This is a genomic window from Herpetosiphon sp. (genome assembly GCF_003512625.1).
In the GTDB taxonomy this organism is placed as follows: Bacteria; Chloroflexota; Chloroflexia; order Chloroflexales; family Herpetosiphonaceae; genus Herpetosiphon; species Herpetosiphon aurantiacus.
Genome location: NZ_DOPT01000059.1, coordinates 90399 through 106189, shown reverse-complemented (window position 1 = coordinate 106189; position 15791 = coordinate 90399). Strand labels below are relative to the sequence as shown.

Here is a 15791-nt window from a genome sequence, read left to right as displayed (position 1 = left end):
CTCACAATTTGAGAACAAACGCTCAGCCAGCATGATAGCACAATCGGGTTATTCTGGCCCAAATCGCTAGCAATTGATGAATTTCTGCTATACTAGCACGCTAGCTACGACAACAGAAAGGTTGATCTATGGTTGGACGTGAACTTTATCGGTTGTTGCAATGCCCAACGTGTAACTCACGGGATTTGGCGGTCTATGCTGAGCATGTCTTATGTGCTGGCTGCCGCAATCAATATCCCATTCACAAGGGCTATATTGATTTAATGCCGCGACAAACCGAATTTGATTATATTTCAAAATATGTTTCCGAAGAAGAAAGCATGGGCGAGGAGCTTGATTATCGTGAGATGGCTCCCCCATTATTGGCAGCAGGCGTGCGTCATCGCCAAATTCGGCGCATGCTCGAGCTTAAGCCAACCGATATTGTGTTTGATAATGCCTGTGGCAATGGTCGTTTTGGCTTATGGAACGCCGATGCCGTTGGCTTGCTGGTTGGCAGCGATCCAGCGGTGCTGTTCGCCGACCAAGCTTTAGCCGAGATGGAATTGGCGCAAGCTGATTCGCGGCGTTTGCCATTTGTCGATGGCGCGTTCGATAAATCGCTCTCGGTCGATGTGCTCGAACACTTTCCCCGCGATGTCATCCACGATTATTTGGTCGAGACGGCGCGGGTCTTGAAAGTTGGCGGACGGGTGGCGATCTTCTCGAATACCCGTGAAATGTCGCCAATTCAGCCAATTATCAATATCTCCAAGCGCTTGGGCAAATTCTTTGTCAAGCAAGGGGTCTACGATTTCGAGCGCGAAGCACGACGTAAATCCGACCACATCAAAGATCTCAAAACCTGGGACGATGTTGAGGCGGCTTTGGTAGAAGCAGGCTTGAAGCCTGTCAAAGTCGTATTTTGGAATAGCGTGTTTACCTCGTTTGTTGAGCATGTGCTGATGAAACTGGGTGAATCGTTGATTGCCAAGCGTAAAACTGCCAAAGCTGCCAGCGCAACCGTGTTGACCGACGAGGCCGTGAACGCTTCGGCTGGTGCACAGCGCGAAATTGTCGCTCGCCGCGCGATGCGTCGCCACCTTACCCCAACTTCGCCAATTTACTGGGCACTCTATACCATCACGTTACTGATGGAATTAGATTTGTGGTTGTTTGGCTGGATGCGCACTGGCCCCTATTTTGTGCTGGCTGAGAAGGTCGAAGGCCGTTATGTGCCAGCGCCCTTACCCGCCGAAGAGTAAAATTCAGCCCTGCTGCTCAGTCGAGTAGCAGGGCTTTTTTATTTTGTGCCTTTATTTATCTTCTTGTAGGTATGGGTATTTCAGGTTTACAAATGAACACAACCATGTATTTTAGAATATATAAGTATGTATTTTATGTGAATTGATTTATTAAATTTAGATCTTATAAATTATCAAAGCTTTACTATTATGCCTAAAATGTATATTGCATAATAAAGAGATATATGCTCTCATCTGTTTTGAGAGATATTCAACCGTGCTTCTTCTCTATCCTATCTCACAATTAATTCTAAATATACAGTGATATAGCTATCCTAGCATATGTTGCTTTACATTAGATCTAAGAACTCTCTATTTTGTATTTAATTATTTTTAATGATTAAATATTTTTCTTCGTTAGATTATATATTTTATAACTCGATTTAAATAATAATTTCATTAAATATCATATCTTTTTAATACGTGTAATATTAAAAAGAGTGATGCTATGATTTTTCGCCATTCTTGTAAAGGAGAGATTTCCATGTTCAAAAAACTCAGCCTGATCGCATCAGTGGTACTTATGCTCATTGTGACACAATTTACGCCAGTCGAAGCACAAGAGCAATCACGCCAAATGGTTTTGGTGGCGGTTGATGTAAGTGCTATGTGTAGCGAATCGATTGATTCCGCCAAGAATCATCCATGCGAAAAGGGAAGCAGTATCAGTGTCTATAGCATGCCTCTAGAGGACGCACAAAAACAAGGATACGGCGAATATGTCTTTATTACCGGGGATACTACGTTGGATCGGCTTGCTTCTAAACAACTTGCTGATACACTCCATTTACAACTTACCAATGATAAACAAAAAGCTCCTGCTAATACCCAAGCTTGTGGATCATATTATAAGAGTATTTCGCGCTCATTTACCATGGGCGGAGGGGTCTACAAACTTGATACATCGGTTCAGTACAAAGTTAATCCTACTTGCCAAGTATCAGAAGAAACATATCGTGTAAAAACCTCAAAGACCCACTATGAATTACTTACATGGTCGATCAATTTCCCCAATGTCAATGTTTATAATTCAATCCAATCTCAGCCAGGTTTAACCTGGACATCATATGCCTATAATGTTTGGATGAACTCAGGATTCCAACTTTCTGCCGAAACGTATTTTCCTGGGGAAACACACTGGGAATATTATACGTTGTACCAATAGATCCAAGAATATAAATTACCACTTGTAAGTAATGTCGATCATCCCTCGTGGTGAACACATCAATCAAAGCCCGAGGGATGATCAAAGAAAGTAGGTTATGCAACGTTTGATCGTAGCTATGCTGCTGTTGGTGATCCTCATCGGTTGTCGCCAACAACAAACAACCCAGCCGCTTACTCCTTCGCCAATCAATAGTATTGATTCACGGAAGATTGAGGCAATCATTCTTAAGCCATTTCAGAATGAGCAGATTCAGAATCTTCAAATGTATCCAGTGGCAGGGCTTAACGAGGGAATGCTGTTTGTGTATCAGCTCGATTCAGCAAGAGGCAAAGCAATTGGTTTGTTGACTGGAGTTGAAACTTTAGGCGAATTCTCAATCCGTAGCCAGTCCCTTGATATTCTTGGGCCTCAGAAGCCGTATGGTTTTTATCTGAGCAATGATGGTGGACAACCAAATTACATTGGCTATGGCTATATTCAACATCCAGAAACGATTAAGCAACTGCGAATTATATTGAGCGATGGTAACAGCTTGGTTGTTACTGGGAATACGATTACTGGCTTGGTCATGCCCAAACATAATCCGCCAATTCGACTAGAAGTTGTGGGAATAGATGGCACGATCATTGAACAGAATCCAATCACGCTTCCCACTCCTTGAAATGTTTAGCCACCCCAAACCTCGTTTTCGTGGCGCACGATCATGCTAATTGGCAAAATGGTATTTTCGCTGCTAGGAGTTTTGCCTTCGATCAGCTCGATCAACACATTGGCGGCGGTTGCACCAAGATCGTACATTGGTTGGTGCAACGAGGTCATGCTGGGGTTGAGGCTGGCGGCAGTTGGCACATCATCAAAACAGACCACGGTTATATCATCAGGCACGCGCAGCCCTTGGGTATGCAAGGTTTGTAATACGCCTGTGGCCATCACGGCGCTGCTGACAAACAGGGCGCTTGGCCGTGGTTGCAAGGCTAGTAATTGCTCAATTGCCGCTTGGCCGCCTTGTTCAGTCTCATTTCCAGTGGCAATCAATGCTGGGTGAATTGGCAAACCTGCCTCGCGATAGGCCTGTTGATAGCCCTCAATCTGATCGTGGGTGGCCAGTGCATGCAACGAGCCAACGATCATGCCAACCGATTGATGGCCAAGTTTCAGCAGATGATGCACTGCTTGGTAGCTACCCGCAAAATGGTCAATATCGACGCTGACAATATGATGCAGCAAGGGATGTTTGCCCACCAGCACCATCGGCACGCGGTCGGCGATCAGTTGCGGTAACAATGGATCATTGATTGTATTGGGAATCACGATTCGGCCATCGACGCTGCGACCATTCAGTAATTTAGTCGCTGGATCATCGGCCCGATTGGCGCTATCCAACGAGACCATTAATACATAGCCCTTGGCATTACAAGCCTCGGTCATGCCCTGAAGCAGGTGCGAAAAGGTCGGGTTACGAAAGATTGTGGCAGTAGTGCGCGAAATAAAGACCGCAATTACTTTGGGGCGTTGGCCTGCCAAGGTTCGCGCTGCTGCATGCGGGGTGTAATGATGCTCCTGCATCACGGCGAGCACTCGTTCGCGCACTTCGGCCCGTACATGCGGCTGATTGTTCAGCACCCGCGAAACCGTTGCAATCGAGACATGCGCCAATTCTGCAATTTGTTCAATCGTCAATGATGCCATAACGCGACCTACTAATTCCCTTCTGGACCAAGTGGCTGATAGGTTTGTTGGCGCAGTTTGTTCAGCAACCAAAAAGCTGCGCCACAGAGCAATAATTCTGAAATAGCTTCGGCGGCCCAAATGCCATTTAGGCCAAATAGCTGTGAGCCAAGCAATAAAATGGGCAGTTTAATGCCAATAATGCTGCCAACTAGCAGCAATAGGGCTTGTTTGGCCCAGCCTGCCGCTTGTAAGGCCGCCGCGCTGACCAGCGAAATTCCGGTTAATGGATAGGCCAGTGCTAACAAACGCAAGGCAGTTTGGCCTTCGGCAATCAAGGCTTGGTCATGCGAGAGCAGCGAAATCAAGCCACTAGGAATGATCAAGCATATGCTGCTAATCAGTAGGCCATAGCCAACCGCTGCTCGCAGCGAAAGCTTAATTGTTTGCCATACGCGCTGAAGATTGCGCTGCCCAAGATTATAGCCGACAATTGGCTGCATGCCTTGAATAATTCCAGTTTGCGGTGTCATCAAGCCGCTGTACAAGCTGCCAACAATCGCAAAAACGCTCAAAGCACTAGTGCCGCCAAGCGTTCGCAACAGATTATTGGTCACAATTGCCATAATGCTAGCGCTGAGATTTTTAATCAGCGAGGGCGAGCCAATCAGCAAAATTTCGCGCATAATCGCCCAATCGGGCTTAAAGTAGCTCAGTCGTATGTTATATGAGCGTTGTTTGCGAAAAAAGAAAAAATAGATGCTCATGCCAGCTGAAGCAGCCTGCCCAAGCACCGTCGCAATGGCTGCACCTGTCATACCCAGCGGAAAAACAATCACCAACAACCACCAAAATCCAATCGTCAGGCTAACCGGAATGATCCAGATCGCGGTTGAAAAGCCGGTATTGCCGTCGGCGCGGATAATTGCCGAGTAGCCTGTGCTAGTAATTGCGCCCAAAAAGATGATGCGACCATAGTCGATGGCGTAGGGCGCAATGCTTTCGGTCGCGCCCAACAAATAGACAATTGGCTCAATTGCCAACGTGCCAATCACGCTGATAATGAGTGCCGCCGCCCAAAAAATAATGAAGGTATTGGCAACAACTCGCGCTGCTCGATCGGGCTGATGTGCTCCCAAGGCGCGTGAAACAACTGAAGCTCCGCCAGCACCAACCGTAGTTGAAACTGCTCCCAAGGCCAAGAGCACCGGCGCGATAATTGCAGCACCCGCCGCCGCTAAACCATTAATTCCAATCGAAAGTACATAGGTATTGGTGATGCTATAAATTGTATAGACCAACAGCGAGATGGTGGTTTGCGACGACATCGCTAATAGCAACTTGCCGATGGGAGCGGTTCCTAATTTTTCAATGCTAGCTGTTGCCATACAATCTAATCAGCCTTGAGCCAATCCATGGTTGCGCCGAGCAGTTGACGGGCAATTGTGCGTACAAAATCGGTATCGTAATTGCGATAGTAGCATTCGATCGCCATCACCAGCGCCAAATATAACGAATACAGTTGATTGCGCTGTTCTTCCGCAGGCGTAAAAGCTATTTTGCCATAGCCCTGCATAAAATTGCTCAGGCTTTCGCCCGAGAATGGCCGAAATTGGGCTTCCATCAAGGGATCGCCCCATAGCGCCCGCTCAAAATCGATGATCCCAACAATCTTGTCATGCTCCACAAAAAAGTTGGCGTTCCAAGCATCCCAATGTACCAGATAAGGCGTGGTAACTTCATCAAGCGCAGCGGCATGCTTCAACACCGCCGCGCGAATTTCAGCATAGCTATATTCAAGTTCAACGTTTTTACGCTGACCATCAGCCAACAAGGCATCGATTAACGTGATAAATGTGGCTTTCCAGCTATCGCCGCGTAGTTTGGGGTTGCCTTCGTAGCCAAAATAGCTGCCGCTAAATTGATTGATTTCGTGGATAATCGCCCCGATGTGCTGATCAACCTTGGCTTGGACTGCTGGCTCAAGCGCTGCCCGCACATGTTCGAGATTATCGCCAGCAATTTTTTGCATAAAAAAGTAAGGCGAATCGCACATGCTCAAGCTTTCGTCAAAAAAATAAATTGTTGGCACAGGAATCGCTGGATTTTGCTGGACCAAGCGCATGGTCGCGACTTCGGTCTGCATAATATTGCGCTCGTAGCTCAGCACATCGGCATCAGGTAGTGGCGCAATTTTGAGCACAACTTCGCGGCCATCGGCTAAACTGATGGCGTAGGCAGCATTAAACCAACCATCTTTGAGTTCTTGAATTGCTTGTTCGTGGGGGGCAAGCTGCATGCCTTCGAAGGCATGGGCTACCATGGTAGCAATTTGCTCGCGGGTTTTGGCATTTTTGGTGGTGCTATACATTGGCTGCCTTTCACAACGCTGCTAACGCTGAAAACCTCCAACCCAGCCGCCCCGATCGGGAGAACCAAAGCGACTGGGTTGGAAGTTCAAGGAGAGTATGCTTCGAACACGCGAGGTAAGCGCATCCAGGTCGTTGGCGCAGTGTTTGCCGTACTTTGCCCGACGACCTTTCTGAGGAGAAACGCTCAAGCAACGGCAGTGTTTCTGAAACGTTACAGAAGTATACCATAGCAGTTAATGCGATGCAATAGACTTATTGCAATGATTTTATTAACGTGGCATGGCTGCTGCTTTAGCCTAAATTGCCCAAAATAGTTGAGGTTGATATGAATTTTCGTGAATATCGGATTGCTGCGCCGAATGTGCGCTCGTTATGTTGGCATGACCAGAGCTTGGTCGATTGGGTAGCTGGTGGCACGCGCTATCAGTTGGATGGCCCGATTAAACGTTCATCAACGGTCTATCCGTTTGGCTTTGATGCGGCGGTGCAATCGGCTTCAGGTGAGGTCGTGGTAATTTATCAGCGCTTAGGAACCAAGGGTTTAGTGCTTAACAATGGCCAAATTGTGCGCGAAATTAACCGCAGCTACTACTACGCCGACAGCTATGAGTATCCCATCGCGATTCTTCAACATGCCGATTTGAATGAAGTATTGGTGCATTGCCCCGAAAAATACAATCAACTTGAGCTTGAAGATGTTGTCACAAATCGACGACTGAATGAAGCCGAACGCAAGCCAGTCGAGATTTTTCATTCGCGATTAAGTGTTAGCCCCAAAGGCAAATGGTTGGTGAGCGCTGGTTGGCAGTGGCAACCGACCCATACCGTGGCAATTTACAACGTTGATGAGATCTGGGCACAACCGCAAATCCTCGATACTGAAGGTTTTTGTCCGTCAATTCAAGTCGATATTAGCTCGGTCAGCTTTTTAGATGAACAAACCCTGCTGATTATCACCGATGAATTTGCTAACCTGAGTGCCGATTTGGTTGATACGCTGGTACAACGACGCGGCGCACATAGCATCGGCTACTACGATCTGCTCAATCGCCAATTTCGCGCCACCGTCGAGGCCGAGGAGATTGTGGGCACAGCTATGGCGCTGAGCGAACGCTATGTGGTTGGTTTTTACGATCATCCAAAATTGTTCGATTGTACCACGGGCAAGGTTGTGCAGCGCTGGCCCGATTTAGCCACAGGCCGTCAAACCCATAGCATGATCGGCAGGCTTGATCAATCCATCCCGCCAATCGCCTTTGATCAAGCTAACCAACGTTTTGCGGTGGCCGATGCCAAGGGCATTACGGTGATTGAATTGAGTTTATAGGGCTAATAACAGCAGTTCTCGCCCTCAGTTAACTACATTCTCCATCAATCGATGGTTAATACAAGGAGATTCTTCTTATACTATAGTGGGCAACGAGATTATTGAGGGTTAGTAATGCACTATCGAGAATATCGAATTTCAGCGGTTGGTGTGCGTTCGCTTTGTTGGGACAAACAGAAACTGATTGATTGGGTGACTGGAACAATCTATCAACTTAATGGAACTGCTGACCGATTTCATCGTGGCTATGGTCAAACATTTGACGCGGCGGTGCAATCGACATCTGGTGATTTAGCAGTTATTTACCAGCGCCTTGGCACAGCGGGAATGCTGATTGATCGGCATAAGCCACTACGAACGTTAACGCGTGATAAATACCATGCTACTATTTATGAATATCCCGTTGGGTTTCTTCACGATGCTCAAGGGCGTGAATTGTTGATCCATTGCCCTGAACGTTATCTCAAACTTGAAATTGAAGAGGCCCGCACCGGGCGTTCAGCAGCCTCGTTGAATAAAACCCTCATTGAGCGCTTAAGGTTATGGTTTGCCGAAACGGATGATCGTAATCCGATGGATATATTTCACTCGCGCTTAATCCAAAGCCCTGGTGGTCGGTGGTTGTTGAATGCTGGTTGGATTTGGCATCCGTATGATACCTTCGTGCTGTATGAAGTAGCCGATGTATTAGCCGATCCCCGTATGCTTGATTCGAATCACTTTGAATTTGCCTATCCAATAGTTGCTGAGATTAGTGCCGCAGCGTTTCTTGATGATCAAACCTTAATCCTTGTTAACAGCGAATATCCGGAAGATGATGAAGAATCTCCTAAGTATCACGAAGATCCGCTGTTCCATAGTGGCCCTTATAGCATTGGTAGCTACGATCTGATTAATCGTCGCTATCGTTCGGTTGTCAAAGCTGAGGAAATTGTTGGCACCATGATGCCATTAAGCGAGCGCTATTTAATTGGTTTTTACAAGCACCCAAAATTATTCGATTGTACGACTGGTAAGATTATTCAGCGCTGGCCACAGCTTAATACAGGCACGCAAACCAGTAGTTTATTAATGAAGCCAGAGTTGATTCCCCCACCGTTTGCCTTTGATCAAGCTAACTAACGTTTTGCGGTGGCCGATGCCAAGGGGATTACGGTGATTGAGCTTAGCGATCAATTGTGAGTGGTACAATAGCCGCTGCTGATGTGTGATTGGGGTTGGCAATGCGGCGACAAAAACCATTGGATTGGGCAACACTTGGGCCAATTGCGGTGCTGTTGGGCTTGTTATTGTTGATTGTGAATCAGCTTAATCAACCCAAAAATCAGTATGCTCCGTTGAGTGCCTATTTTAATGATGCTGCGGCGAGTGTGCCGCAAAGCCAACTTACCCCCTTGCCGCCCACAACGTTACAAGCGATTGAGCAAAGCAACGCCGCTGGCAGCTCCAACCAAATCGATTTGGTACTCGAAGCTGAGCTGTATCAAGACCAAAGTAACGAGTTAGCCAGCGAATTGCAAATTGCCCTCGATTATGTTCAAGAACGTACCAATATCCGTTTGGCCGAACGGGTTACGGTGGTGATCAGCCAAGATGCCCAATGTGGCTTCCATGGCGTAACCTACTCCGATGTGCGAGTGATTTATATCTATAGTTGTGCTGGGGTGGCACGCAGCCGTGTGGTGAATATTGCTGCTCATGAATTTGTCCATCAATTAGAGCAGGATCGCTATGGCGCTGCCCATTTGAGCACCGACTTGGTGCTTTCTGAGGGTTTTGCAACTTGGGGCGCTGGCCGTTATTGGCTGGGCAGTGCCAGCGATTTTACGAGCTTTGCCCGCGATTATCAGGCCAACGGGCAAGCCTTACCCTTGGCAACCCACTATGCTGGCGTTGGCATCGATGGTATGAACGTGCTCTATTATCAATGGGCGAGTTTTGTCGATTATTTGATTAATAACTATGGCCGTGAAGCCTTCGATCAATTGTATATTTCGGGTGGCGAACGTCAACCTGGCGCAGCCAATTACGCAGCAATCTACAATCGCTCGTTTGGTTTGCTTGAGGCTGAATGGCGGCAAACGCTGGATTAGGCCGTGCTACAATGGCCCAAGCAATTGTGCAAAGGAGAGTCTATGCATCCGCCGTTTGGTCCGAATTTGCTTGAGTTAGGCCCGATTGTAATTCGTATGTATGCGATTGCAATTTTGAGTGGCGCTATGCTGGGGGGCTGGCTCGGCGCTCATCGTGCCCGCGCCCGTGGCTATAATCCCAATATCGTTTGGGATTGGTTGATCGTTGGCTTGATTTTGGGCGTTGCCGGCGGGCGAATTTGGTATGTGGCTTCATCGTGGCCGCAATATCGTGATGGCCCATTTATCGATATGATCAACACTACAAAGGGCGGCTTGGCCATTCACGGAGCGATCGTTGGCGCAGTATTGACGGTGATCATCGCCGCCTGGCGCACCAAAACCAATGCTTTGACCTGGATGGATGTCTTGGCTCCATGTTTGAGTGTTGGTCAAGCGATTGGGCGCTGGGGCAACTTTTTCAATAACGAAGCCTACGGCGGCCCAGTTAGCAACGGTTTGCCCTGGAATTTGGATATTCCAGCTCAATATCGGATTCGTGGCACTGAACAATATGATGCCTCAACCCGTTTTCATCCCACCTTTTTATACGAATCGCTTTGGAATTTAGGCGTGTTGTTTTCGATTGTCTTTATCGAACGCCGCTTTCGTGGGCGCTTACGCAACGGCGATTCATTGCTGATTTATGGTGTGCTCTATTCGATTGGCCGCTTTTGGATCGAAGATCTGCGGGTTGATAAGCTCTGTACTGGCGGCGTTGGTGGCGCGATTTGTAACGATAGCCTCTCGACCGCCCGTTTGACCAGCATTGTGTTGATTGTTGGTTGTAGCGCCTTGTTTGTGTTGCGCCGAGTGTTGCAGCGCAATCCACCAGCCAGCAGCTACCAACAATGGGATGAACCATGGCAACCAGAGCCTGAAACCGCCAAAGCCGCCGCTTAATCACGATCAGGAGCTTGGGGAATTGACCTCAAGCTCTTTTTTCGCAACAATCCAGCTCTAACCCACGTATGTTTTGCAAGATTTTTAATCCCCATTGGCCGTTTCCTGCGATGTTCTTTTTGAGAAAGGGTCTGCTATGTTTGGAGTTCTGCGTGGGTGCTCGCCGCACCTCGATCAACCGACCCATGCCGCGTGGTGGAGCCACATTTGTGGTATGTGCCTAACCTTGCGCGACCAGCATGGCCAAGTTGCTCGCATTACCACCAATTACGATGCTGCTTTGCTTTCGGCGTTGTACGAAGCTCAACGCGCTGAGCAAGGCTCCCGCCGCACGAGTGTTTGCGCGTTACGTGGTTTTCGGGCGCTCGATGTGGTCGCTGCTGATAATCATGGTTCACGCTATGCTGCCGCCGTAAGTTTGCTGATGGCCGCAATTCGGCTGCGCGATAATGTGGCCGATCGCGATGGTTGGGCTGGTAAAGTGCCCTTGGTTGCTAACACGGTTGCTAAACGTTGGGATAAAAAAGCTGAGCAAACCGCCCGTGAGTTGGGCTTCGAGCCAGCTTTATTGCGCCAACAAGCCGTCGCTCAGGCTGAAGTCGAGGCCTTGGTCAATGCCGATTTTTGCACCTATTCGGCTCCGACTGAAGCTGCGGTGGGTGCGGCGTTTCGGCATACGGCGATTTTGGCCAACCAACCGAGCAATGCCGAGCCACTTGAGCAAATGGGCCGTATGTATGGCCGCATGATGTTGCTGCTCGATAGCTACAACGATGTGGCTGAAGATCAAGCCCGTGGCCATTTCAATGCCTTGTGTGCCACGCCCCAAGCCGAATTGCGCACGGTTGCCCATAAAATCTTCAACGATGCTTTTGCCAATTTGCGCCAACAATGGCAACGTTTGAGCTTGCTGCAAGCACATTTGGTTGAAGTGTTGTTGCTGAATATGTTGCCAGCAATTGGCTCGAAAGCCTTTGGCGCATGCAAACGCCATAGTTTGGCTTGTGCCACGGTCTTGCCAGTTGCGGCGGCTTTATTACCAGCCATGGCCAGCGATTACGATGACGATCCTTCACGGCGCGACCCCAACCGCGCTTATACTGGGCCAACCCGCGCCCTCAAGCCCCACGAAAACCCTGAATATCAAGGTCAATATCCACAACAGCCGCCCTATCAAGGCCAATATCCGCAACAACCATATCAAGGCTATCCACCACAATCCAATCCAAATGATCCCTCGATGTTGCCGCCTGGCTCGTTGCCGCCAGCTAGTTCACACCCGGTTCCGCCGCCAGGCCATTATCAAGATCGTAAGCGCGATGTAGCGATGGGCGCAGCCTTATGCTGTTGTCAGAGTCGTAGCCGTCGTCACCACCACTCGCATCGTTCACGTATCGTGTGTTGTGACGATGATTGCTGCGATTGTTGCCAATGCACCTGCTGCTGTTGCGATGCCACCGATGCCTGCGAAGGCGATGGTTGTAGTTGCTGCGAATGTGGGGGCTGTGGTGAATGTGGCAGTTGCTGCGAATGTGGCGATTGCTGTAGCTGTGATTGTTAACATAAGCAACCCCGCCAAGCAGCCTAGTCGCTTGGCGGGGTTGCATTGTTTATCTGTAGTTTTTAGGCGCGGGCAGTGATTTGGCGGCCAGTCAAGCGTGGGCTGAGCAAGTTGTCAAGCGCCAATGAGCCTGAGCCAAGCAGCACCAAAGCCACGCTAGCAGCGATCAACGCCAACACATATTCGTAGCCACCTTCGCGTGATGAGAAGCCAGCATCCAAGTGCACGGTAACCAAAGCCACAACCATAGCGATTGCTTCAGCCACTGCAACATAACGAGTAAACAAGCCGAGCATCAACATAATCCCGCCGATCAATTCCGTTGCAATCAACAAAATTGCCATAAAGGTTGGCGCTGGAATTCCAAGGCTAGTCAAGAAGCCAGCGGTTCCCTCAATCCCGCCATTGAATTTATCCAAACCGTGCATAAAGAAAATAAAACCAACGACAATCCGCAAAATGGCGATGCCAAAACCTGGCTTATCGAGTAATTTATTGATGCTTGCCATGACCGTTTGCTCCTTTCAAGCAGTGGTTGATTAGACTGCGCTCACTATAAAGCTAGATAGTCCGAAACAACGTCCTTGCTCACGTCCCAAAGGTCAATAAAAGATTAATAAACGATGAAGTAGCGATGAAGATTGGGCAAAATGGTTAATTTTTTGCAGGTTAAATGCTAGTTTGAGCAGCTAAAATTCGCACGGCTTTAAATCAAAGCCCCTCGCCTGCCGCAGCGGGAGAGGGGTTGGGGTGAGGGGGCGTTAAAACCTACTCTTGCGAGAGGGGTTGGGGTGAGGGCATTTCATTATTTATTTGGCGGTTGCACTTTGGCGTTTGACGGCAACCTCAGTTTTGCGATGCTGCAAGTGCTCGGCAATCACATAAGAGCCAATCACAAATGCGCCAGCTGCAACTTGGGCCGCAATGCCTTCCCACGTCGCATAGAAACCCAGCCACATATTGGCCCAGTAGGGGATTTCGAGGCTACGAATTGGGTGCAGCGGCATCCAGCCAACCAACTGCATAATGTGCATGGTGTTGCCAACCATAATCAACAAGACCGCGCCAATCATCACCCCAGTCACGATCAGCATCTTCTTATGGGGCAATTTGGCTTGCAGTCCAAAGACCAGCACACCAACCAAGGCTGTGCCACCAAGCCCCATAGCCACGCCGGCTAACACCACTTGGGTGCTGGCTTCAAGCACGAGCGCTTGCAAAAAGAGCACAGTTTCAACGCCTTCACGGTAGATGCTGGTAAAGCCCAAGGTGATCAAACCGAGCCAAAGCCCAGCCTTGCCACCAATAATTCGGCGCTTTTGGGCATGAAAATTGGCCATCCAGCCAGTCCAGTAGACTTTGTGGAAAAACCAGTTGGTGATTAACAACAGCACGGCGATGGCAATTAATGAAACAATCGCTTCGATCTTTTCTTGATCGCCACGCCGAATCAGTTCGGTGATCAAGCCCCGCGCCAGCACCCACGTCAATACCGTTGCTAACATGGCGAGGGTTGCACCGATCCAAATTGGTTTGCGATAGCCACGTTGTTCGCCAATTTTGAGGCTTGCCAACAACGAAGCCAAAATTAACACCGCCTCTAAGCCTTCGCGAAACACAATCACGGCGGCGCTAGTTGCTACCGCTTCGGGCGTGCTAGAGCCGCCAAGCGCATCTTGGGCTAAATCCAATTGTTTATCCAAGGCTTGGCGGCTAGCGCGAATATCGCTGAGCGAAGCTTTTTGGCGAATCAACTCAGCTAGGCCAGTAAATTCATCTTTGCCATACCAAAACAGGTTTTCAATTGGCGCTTTATATTCAGGAGCAAACACAATCAAACGCGCTTCTGGGCCAGATTCCAACACAGCGTAGGCTTCCAAACGGGCCGATTCGGCGAGATCATATTGGTCGCCAGCCACCGCATTTTCCATCTGATCAAGCATTGAAGCGATTACATCGAAATCGCCTTCGAGGCTGGATTTCTGCCACTCGGCGGGCATAATTTCGGCCAAGGTTGTGGTGATATGATCGACTTTGGCTTGAACCGCATCTGGCTCGGCCACACTCGTCCGTTGAGCTGCAGCGGTCAGCATCGTTTCCAGCTCGCGTAGATCGCTGGCGACTTGTTGAGTTTTGGTCGAATCAATTGCGATCAAAAGGCTTTCGAGGTCGCTAAAGGCAGCGGCTGCGCCATTGCGAAAGGTCGTTGCTTCTTGAATTTCGAGATCCAGCGTAACTTGGCCGTTGCGCACGCCTCGTTCATATTCTACTGGCACTAAGCTTAAGAAACGGCGCATCTGGCCAGCGCGGCGTACTTGCTCCGATGGGCTAAGGGGAGCCGCCCGAAAACCGCTCAGCGAGCCTTCAAAGCTGCCGATTGCCGCTTCAAGCTGGTTGTTGCTGAGTGCTGCTTGACGTAAGTTTTCAGCATTAACCAAAGCTGCATCGACCTTCTCAGGGTGCTGGCTACGATAGGCTGGCTCTAAAATAGCAAAATAGCCTTGAATCGCCGCACCAGCCTCAGCTTGTTGAATTAAATTGCCTTTTTGGGCAGCGCTGCGTAGAGTGCGCAAACTCTCGTTAAGCTTGGCCTGATAGGTATCCAACAAATCGGCATCAAGGGCAGTTCGCGCATCGGCGGCGCTGTAGGCTGCTTGTTTCCATTGCTCGATTGCCCGAGCAGCATCGCCGTTGGGGCGCGAAAAACGGGTGGCATTGCGAAATTCGCGAACGGGCAGCCATTGCAGTGCTTGCTCAGGTTTGCCAGTATCGATCGCTTGACCAACAATTCCATAACTGGCCTTGAGCAAATGCGTCCAGAGCAAAGCCCGTTGTTGGGCAAATCCGGCCACATCTTGTTTTTCCAAGGCTTGGGCTAAATCGGTCCAACGTGTGGCGATTTCCGCTGCTTGTTGGGGCGCTAAATTGGTCAAATCTTTAGCCAAGGCCTGATCGTACAAGGCTTGGGCTTGGTTAAGCAGGCTTTGGGCTTGAGCAGGATCATTGGTGAGAATTAATTGGGCTTGCACCAGCAGCGAACGCACCGATTCGCTGGCTTGGGCTGGTGATGGTTCGGCTGCCATGGCCGACCATGGCAATAAAGAGACGACCAACGCCAGCAAAAAACGACGCAACCACATACAAGCTCCTAAAAATGTGATTTGCTGCTGCTCACGTTGGGCAACAGCATAGTAAACCGACAAAGGACGTGACCTGCATGCCAACAGTTCACGCCCTTTGCTCCTTAAGTTGCTTGATGGAGGGACGCACACCCAGCTCCATCAACCTTGCTCTGTCGCAACTTCTTGCTCATTGATAGCATAGATATACCTGTGGTGTAGCCAGCATATCTATTGTACGAGGATTTGTTAATCCGT

General features: G+C 49.0%; 13 protein-coding genes. 8 read left to right on the top strand and 5 right to left on the bottom strand.

Features of this window, described 5'->3' with window-relative positions; genetic code table 11:
• Positions 1 to 128 precede the first annotated feature (128 nt).
• The 3 genes from DEF47_RS12945 (at position 129) to DEF47_RS12935 (ending at position 3112) form a co-directional block, all read left to right on the top strand.
• Positions 129 to 1244 carry a class I SAM-dependent methyltransferase gene (locus DEF47_RS12945; RefSeq protein WP_012188015.1) on the top strand — a complete coding sequence of 372 codons (1116 nt, stop codon included), beginning with the start codon at positions 129 to 131 and terminating at the stop codon, positions 1242 to 1244.
• Positions 1245 to 1767: 523 nt separating this feature from the next.
• Positions 1768 to 2448: a hypothetical protein gene (locus tag DEF47_RS12940; protein WP_012188016.1), complete on the top strand. Its 681-nt coding sequence runs from the start codon at positions 1768 to 1770 to the stop codon at positions 2446 to 2448.
• A 97-nt stretch (positions 2449 to 2545) separates the two neighbouring features.
• Positions 2546 to 3112 carry a hypothetical protein gene (locus DEF47_RS12935; RefSeq protein WP_012188017.1) on the top strand — a complete coding sequence of 189 codons (567 nt, stop codon included), beginning with the start codon at positions 2546 to 2548 and terminating at the stop codon, positions 3110 to 3112.
• A 5-nt stretch (positions 3113 to 3117) separates the two neighbouring features.
• On the opposite strand, the gene DEF47_RS12930 is transcribed toward DEF47_RS12935, so the two are convergent.
• Genes DEF47_RS12930 through DEF47_RS12920 form a run of 3 tightly spaced genes read right to left on the bottom strand, consistent with a single transcriptional unit; the run spans position 3118 to position 6490 of the window.
• A complete protein-coding gene (locus DEF47_RS12930; protein WP_012188018.1) occupies positions 3118 to 4140 on the bottom strand; it encodes a LacI family DNA-binding transcriptional regulator in 1023 nt (340 codons plus the stop codon).
• Between the two features lie 11 nt (positions 4141 to 4151).
• Positions 4152 to 5507, bottom strand: a complete 1356-nt coding sequence (locus DEF47_RS12925; protein WP_012188019.1) for an MATE family efflux transporter — start codon at positions 5505 to 5507, stop codon at positions 4152 to 4154.
• 5 nt (positions 5508 to 5512) lie between these two features.
• Positions 5513 to 6490, bottom strand: coding sequence for a phosphotransferase family protein (locus DEF47_RS12920; protein ID WP_012188020.1), 978 nt, complete (start codon positions 6488 to 6490; stop codon positions 5513 to 5515).
• A 326-nt stretch (positions 6491 to 6816) separates the two neighbouring features.
• On the opposite strand from DEF47_RS12920, the gene DEF47_RS12915 reads away from it, so the two are divergent.
• The 5 genes from DEF47_RS12915 to DEF47_RS12895 all read left to right on the top strand — a co-directional run bounded on the left by DEF47_RS12915 (position 6817) and on the right by DEF47_RS12895 (position 12414).
• The gene (locus DEF47_RS12915; protein ID WP_012188021.1) at positions 6817 to 7818 is read left to right on the top strand and encodes a hypothetical protein; all 1002 of its coding nucleotides are present in this window, start codon (positions 6817 to 6819) and stop codon (positions 7816 to 7818) included.
• Positions 7819 to 7932: 114 nt separating this feature from the next.
• The gene (locus tag DEF47_RS12910; protein WP_012188022.1) at positions 7933 to 8940 is read left to right on the top strand and encodes a hypothetical protein; all 1008 of its coding nucleotides are present in this window, start codon (positions 7933 to 7935) and stop codon (positions 8938 to 8940) included.
• A gap of 101 nt (positions 8941 to 9041) precedes the next feature.
• Entirely contained in the window at positions 9042 to 9911 is an 870-nt protein-coding gene (locus tag DEF47_RS12905; protein ID WP_012188023.1) for a hypothetical protein, read from the top strand.
• A 42-nt stretch (positions 9912 to 9953) separates the two neighbouring features.
• Positions 9954 to 10853 (top strand): prolipoprotein diacylglyceryl transferase, encoded by a 900-nt coding sequence (lgt, locus tag DEF47_RS12900; protein WP_012188024.1) that lies wholly within the window; start codon positions 9954 to 9956, stop codon positions 10851 to 10853.
• 136 nt (positions 10854 to 10989) lie between these two features.
• On the top strand, positions 10990 to 12414 hold the full coding sequence (locus DEF47_RS12895) for a DUF5685 family protein (protein ID WP_012188025.1): 1425 nt from the start codon (positions 10990 to 10992) through the stop codon (positions 12412 to 12414).
• A gap of 62 nt (positions 12415 to 12476) precedes the next feature.
• Here the strand turns inward: DEF47_RS12895 and DEF47_RS12890 are convergent, their stop codons facing one another.
• Entirely contained in the window at positions 12477 to 12923 is a 447-nt protein-coding gene (locus DEF47_RS12890) for a DoxX family protein (protein ID WP_012188026.1), read from the bottom strand.
• 300 nt (positions 12924 to 13223) lie between these two features.
• A complete protein-coding gene (locus tag DEF47_RS12885; RefSeq protein WP_041303882.1) occupies positions 13224 to 15554 on the bottom strand; it encodes an FTR1 family iron permease in 2331 nt (776 codons plus the stop codon).
• Between the last annotated feature and the right edge of the window lie 237 nt (positions 15555 to 15791).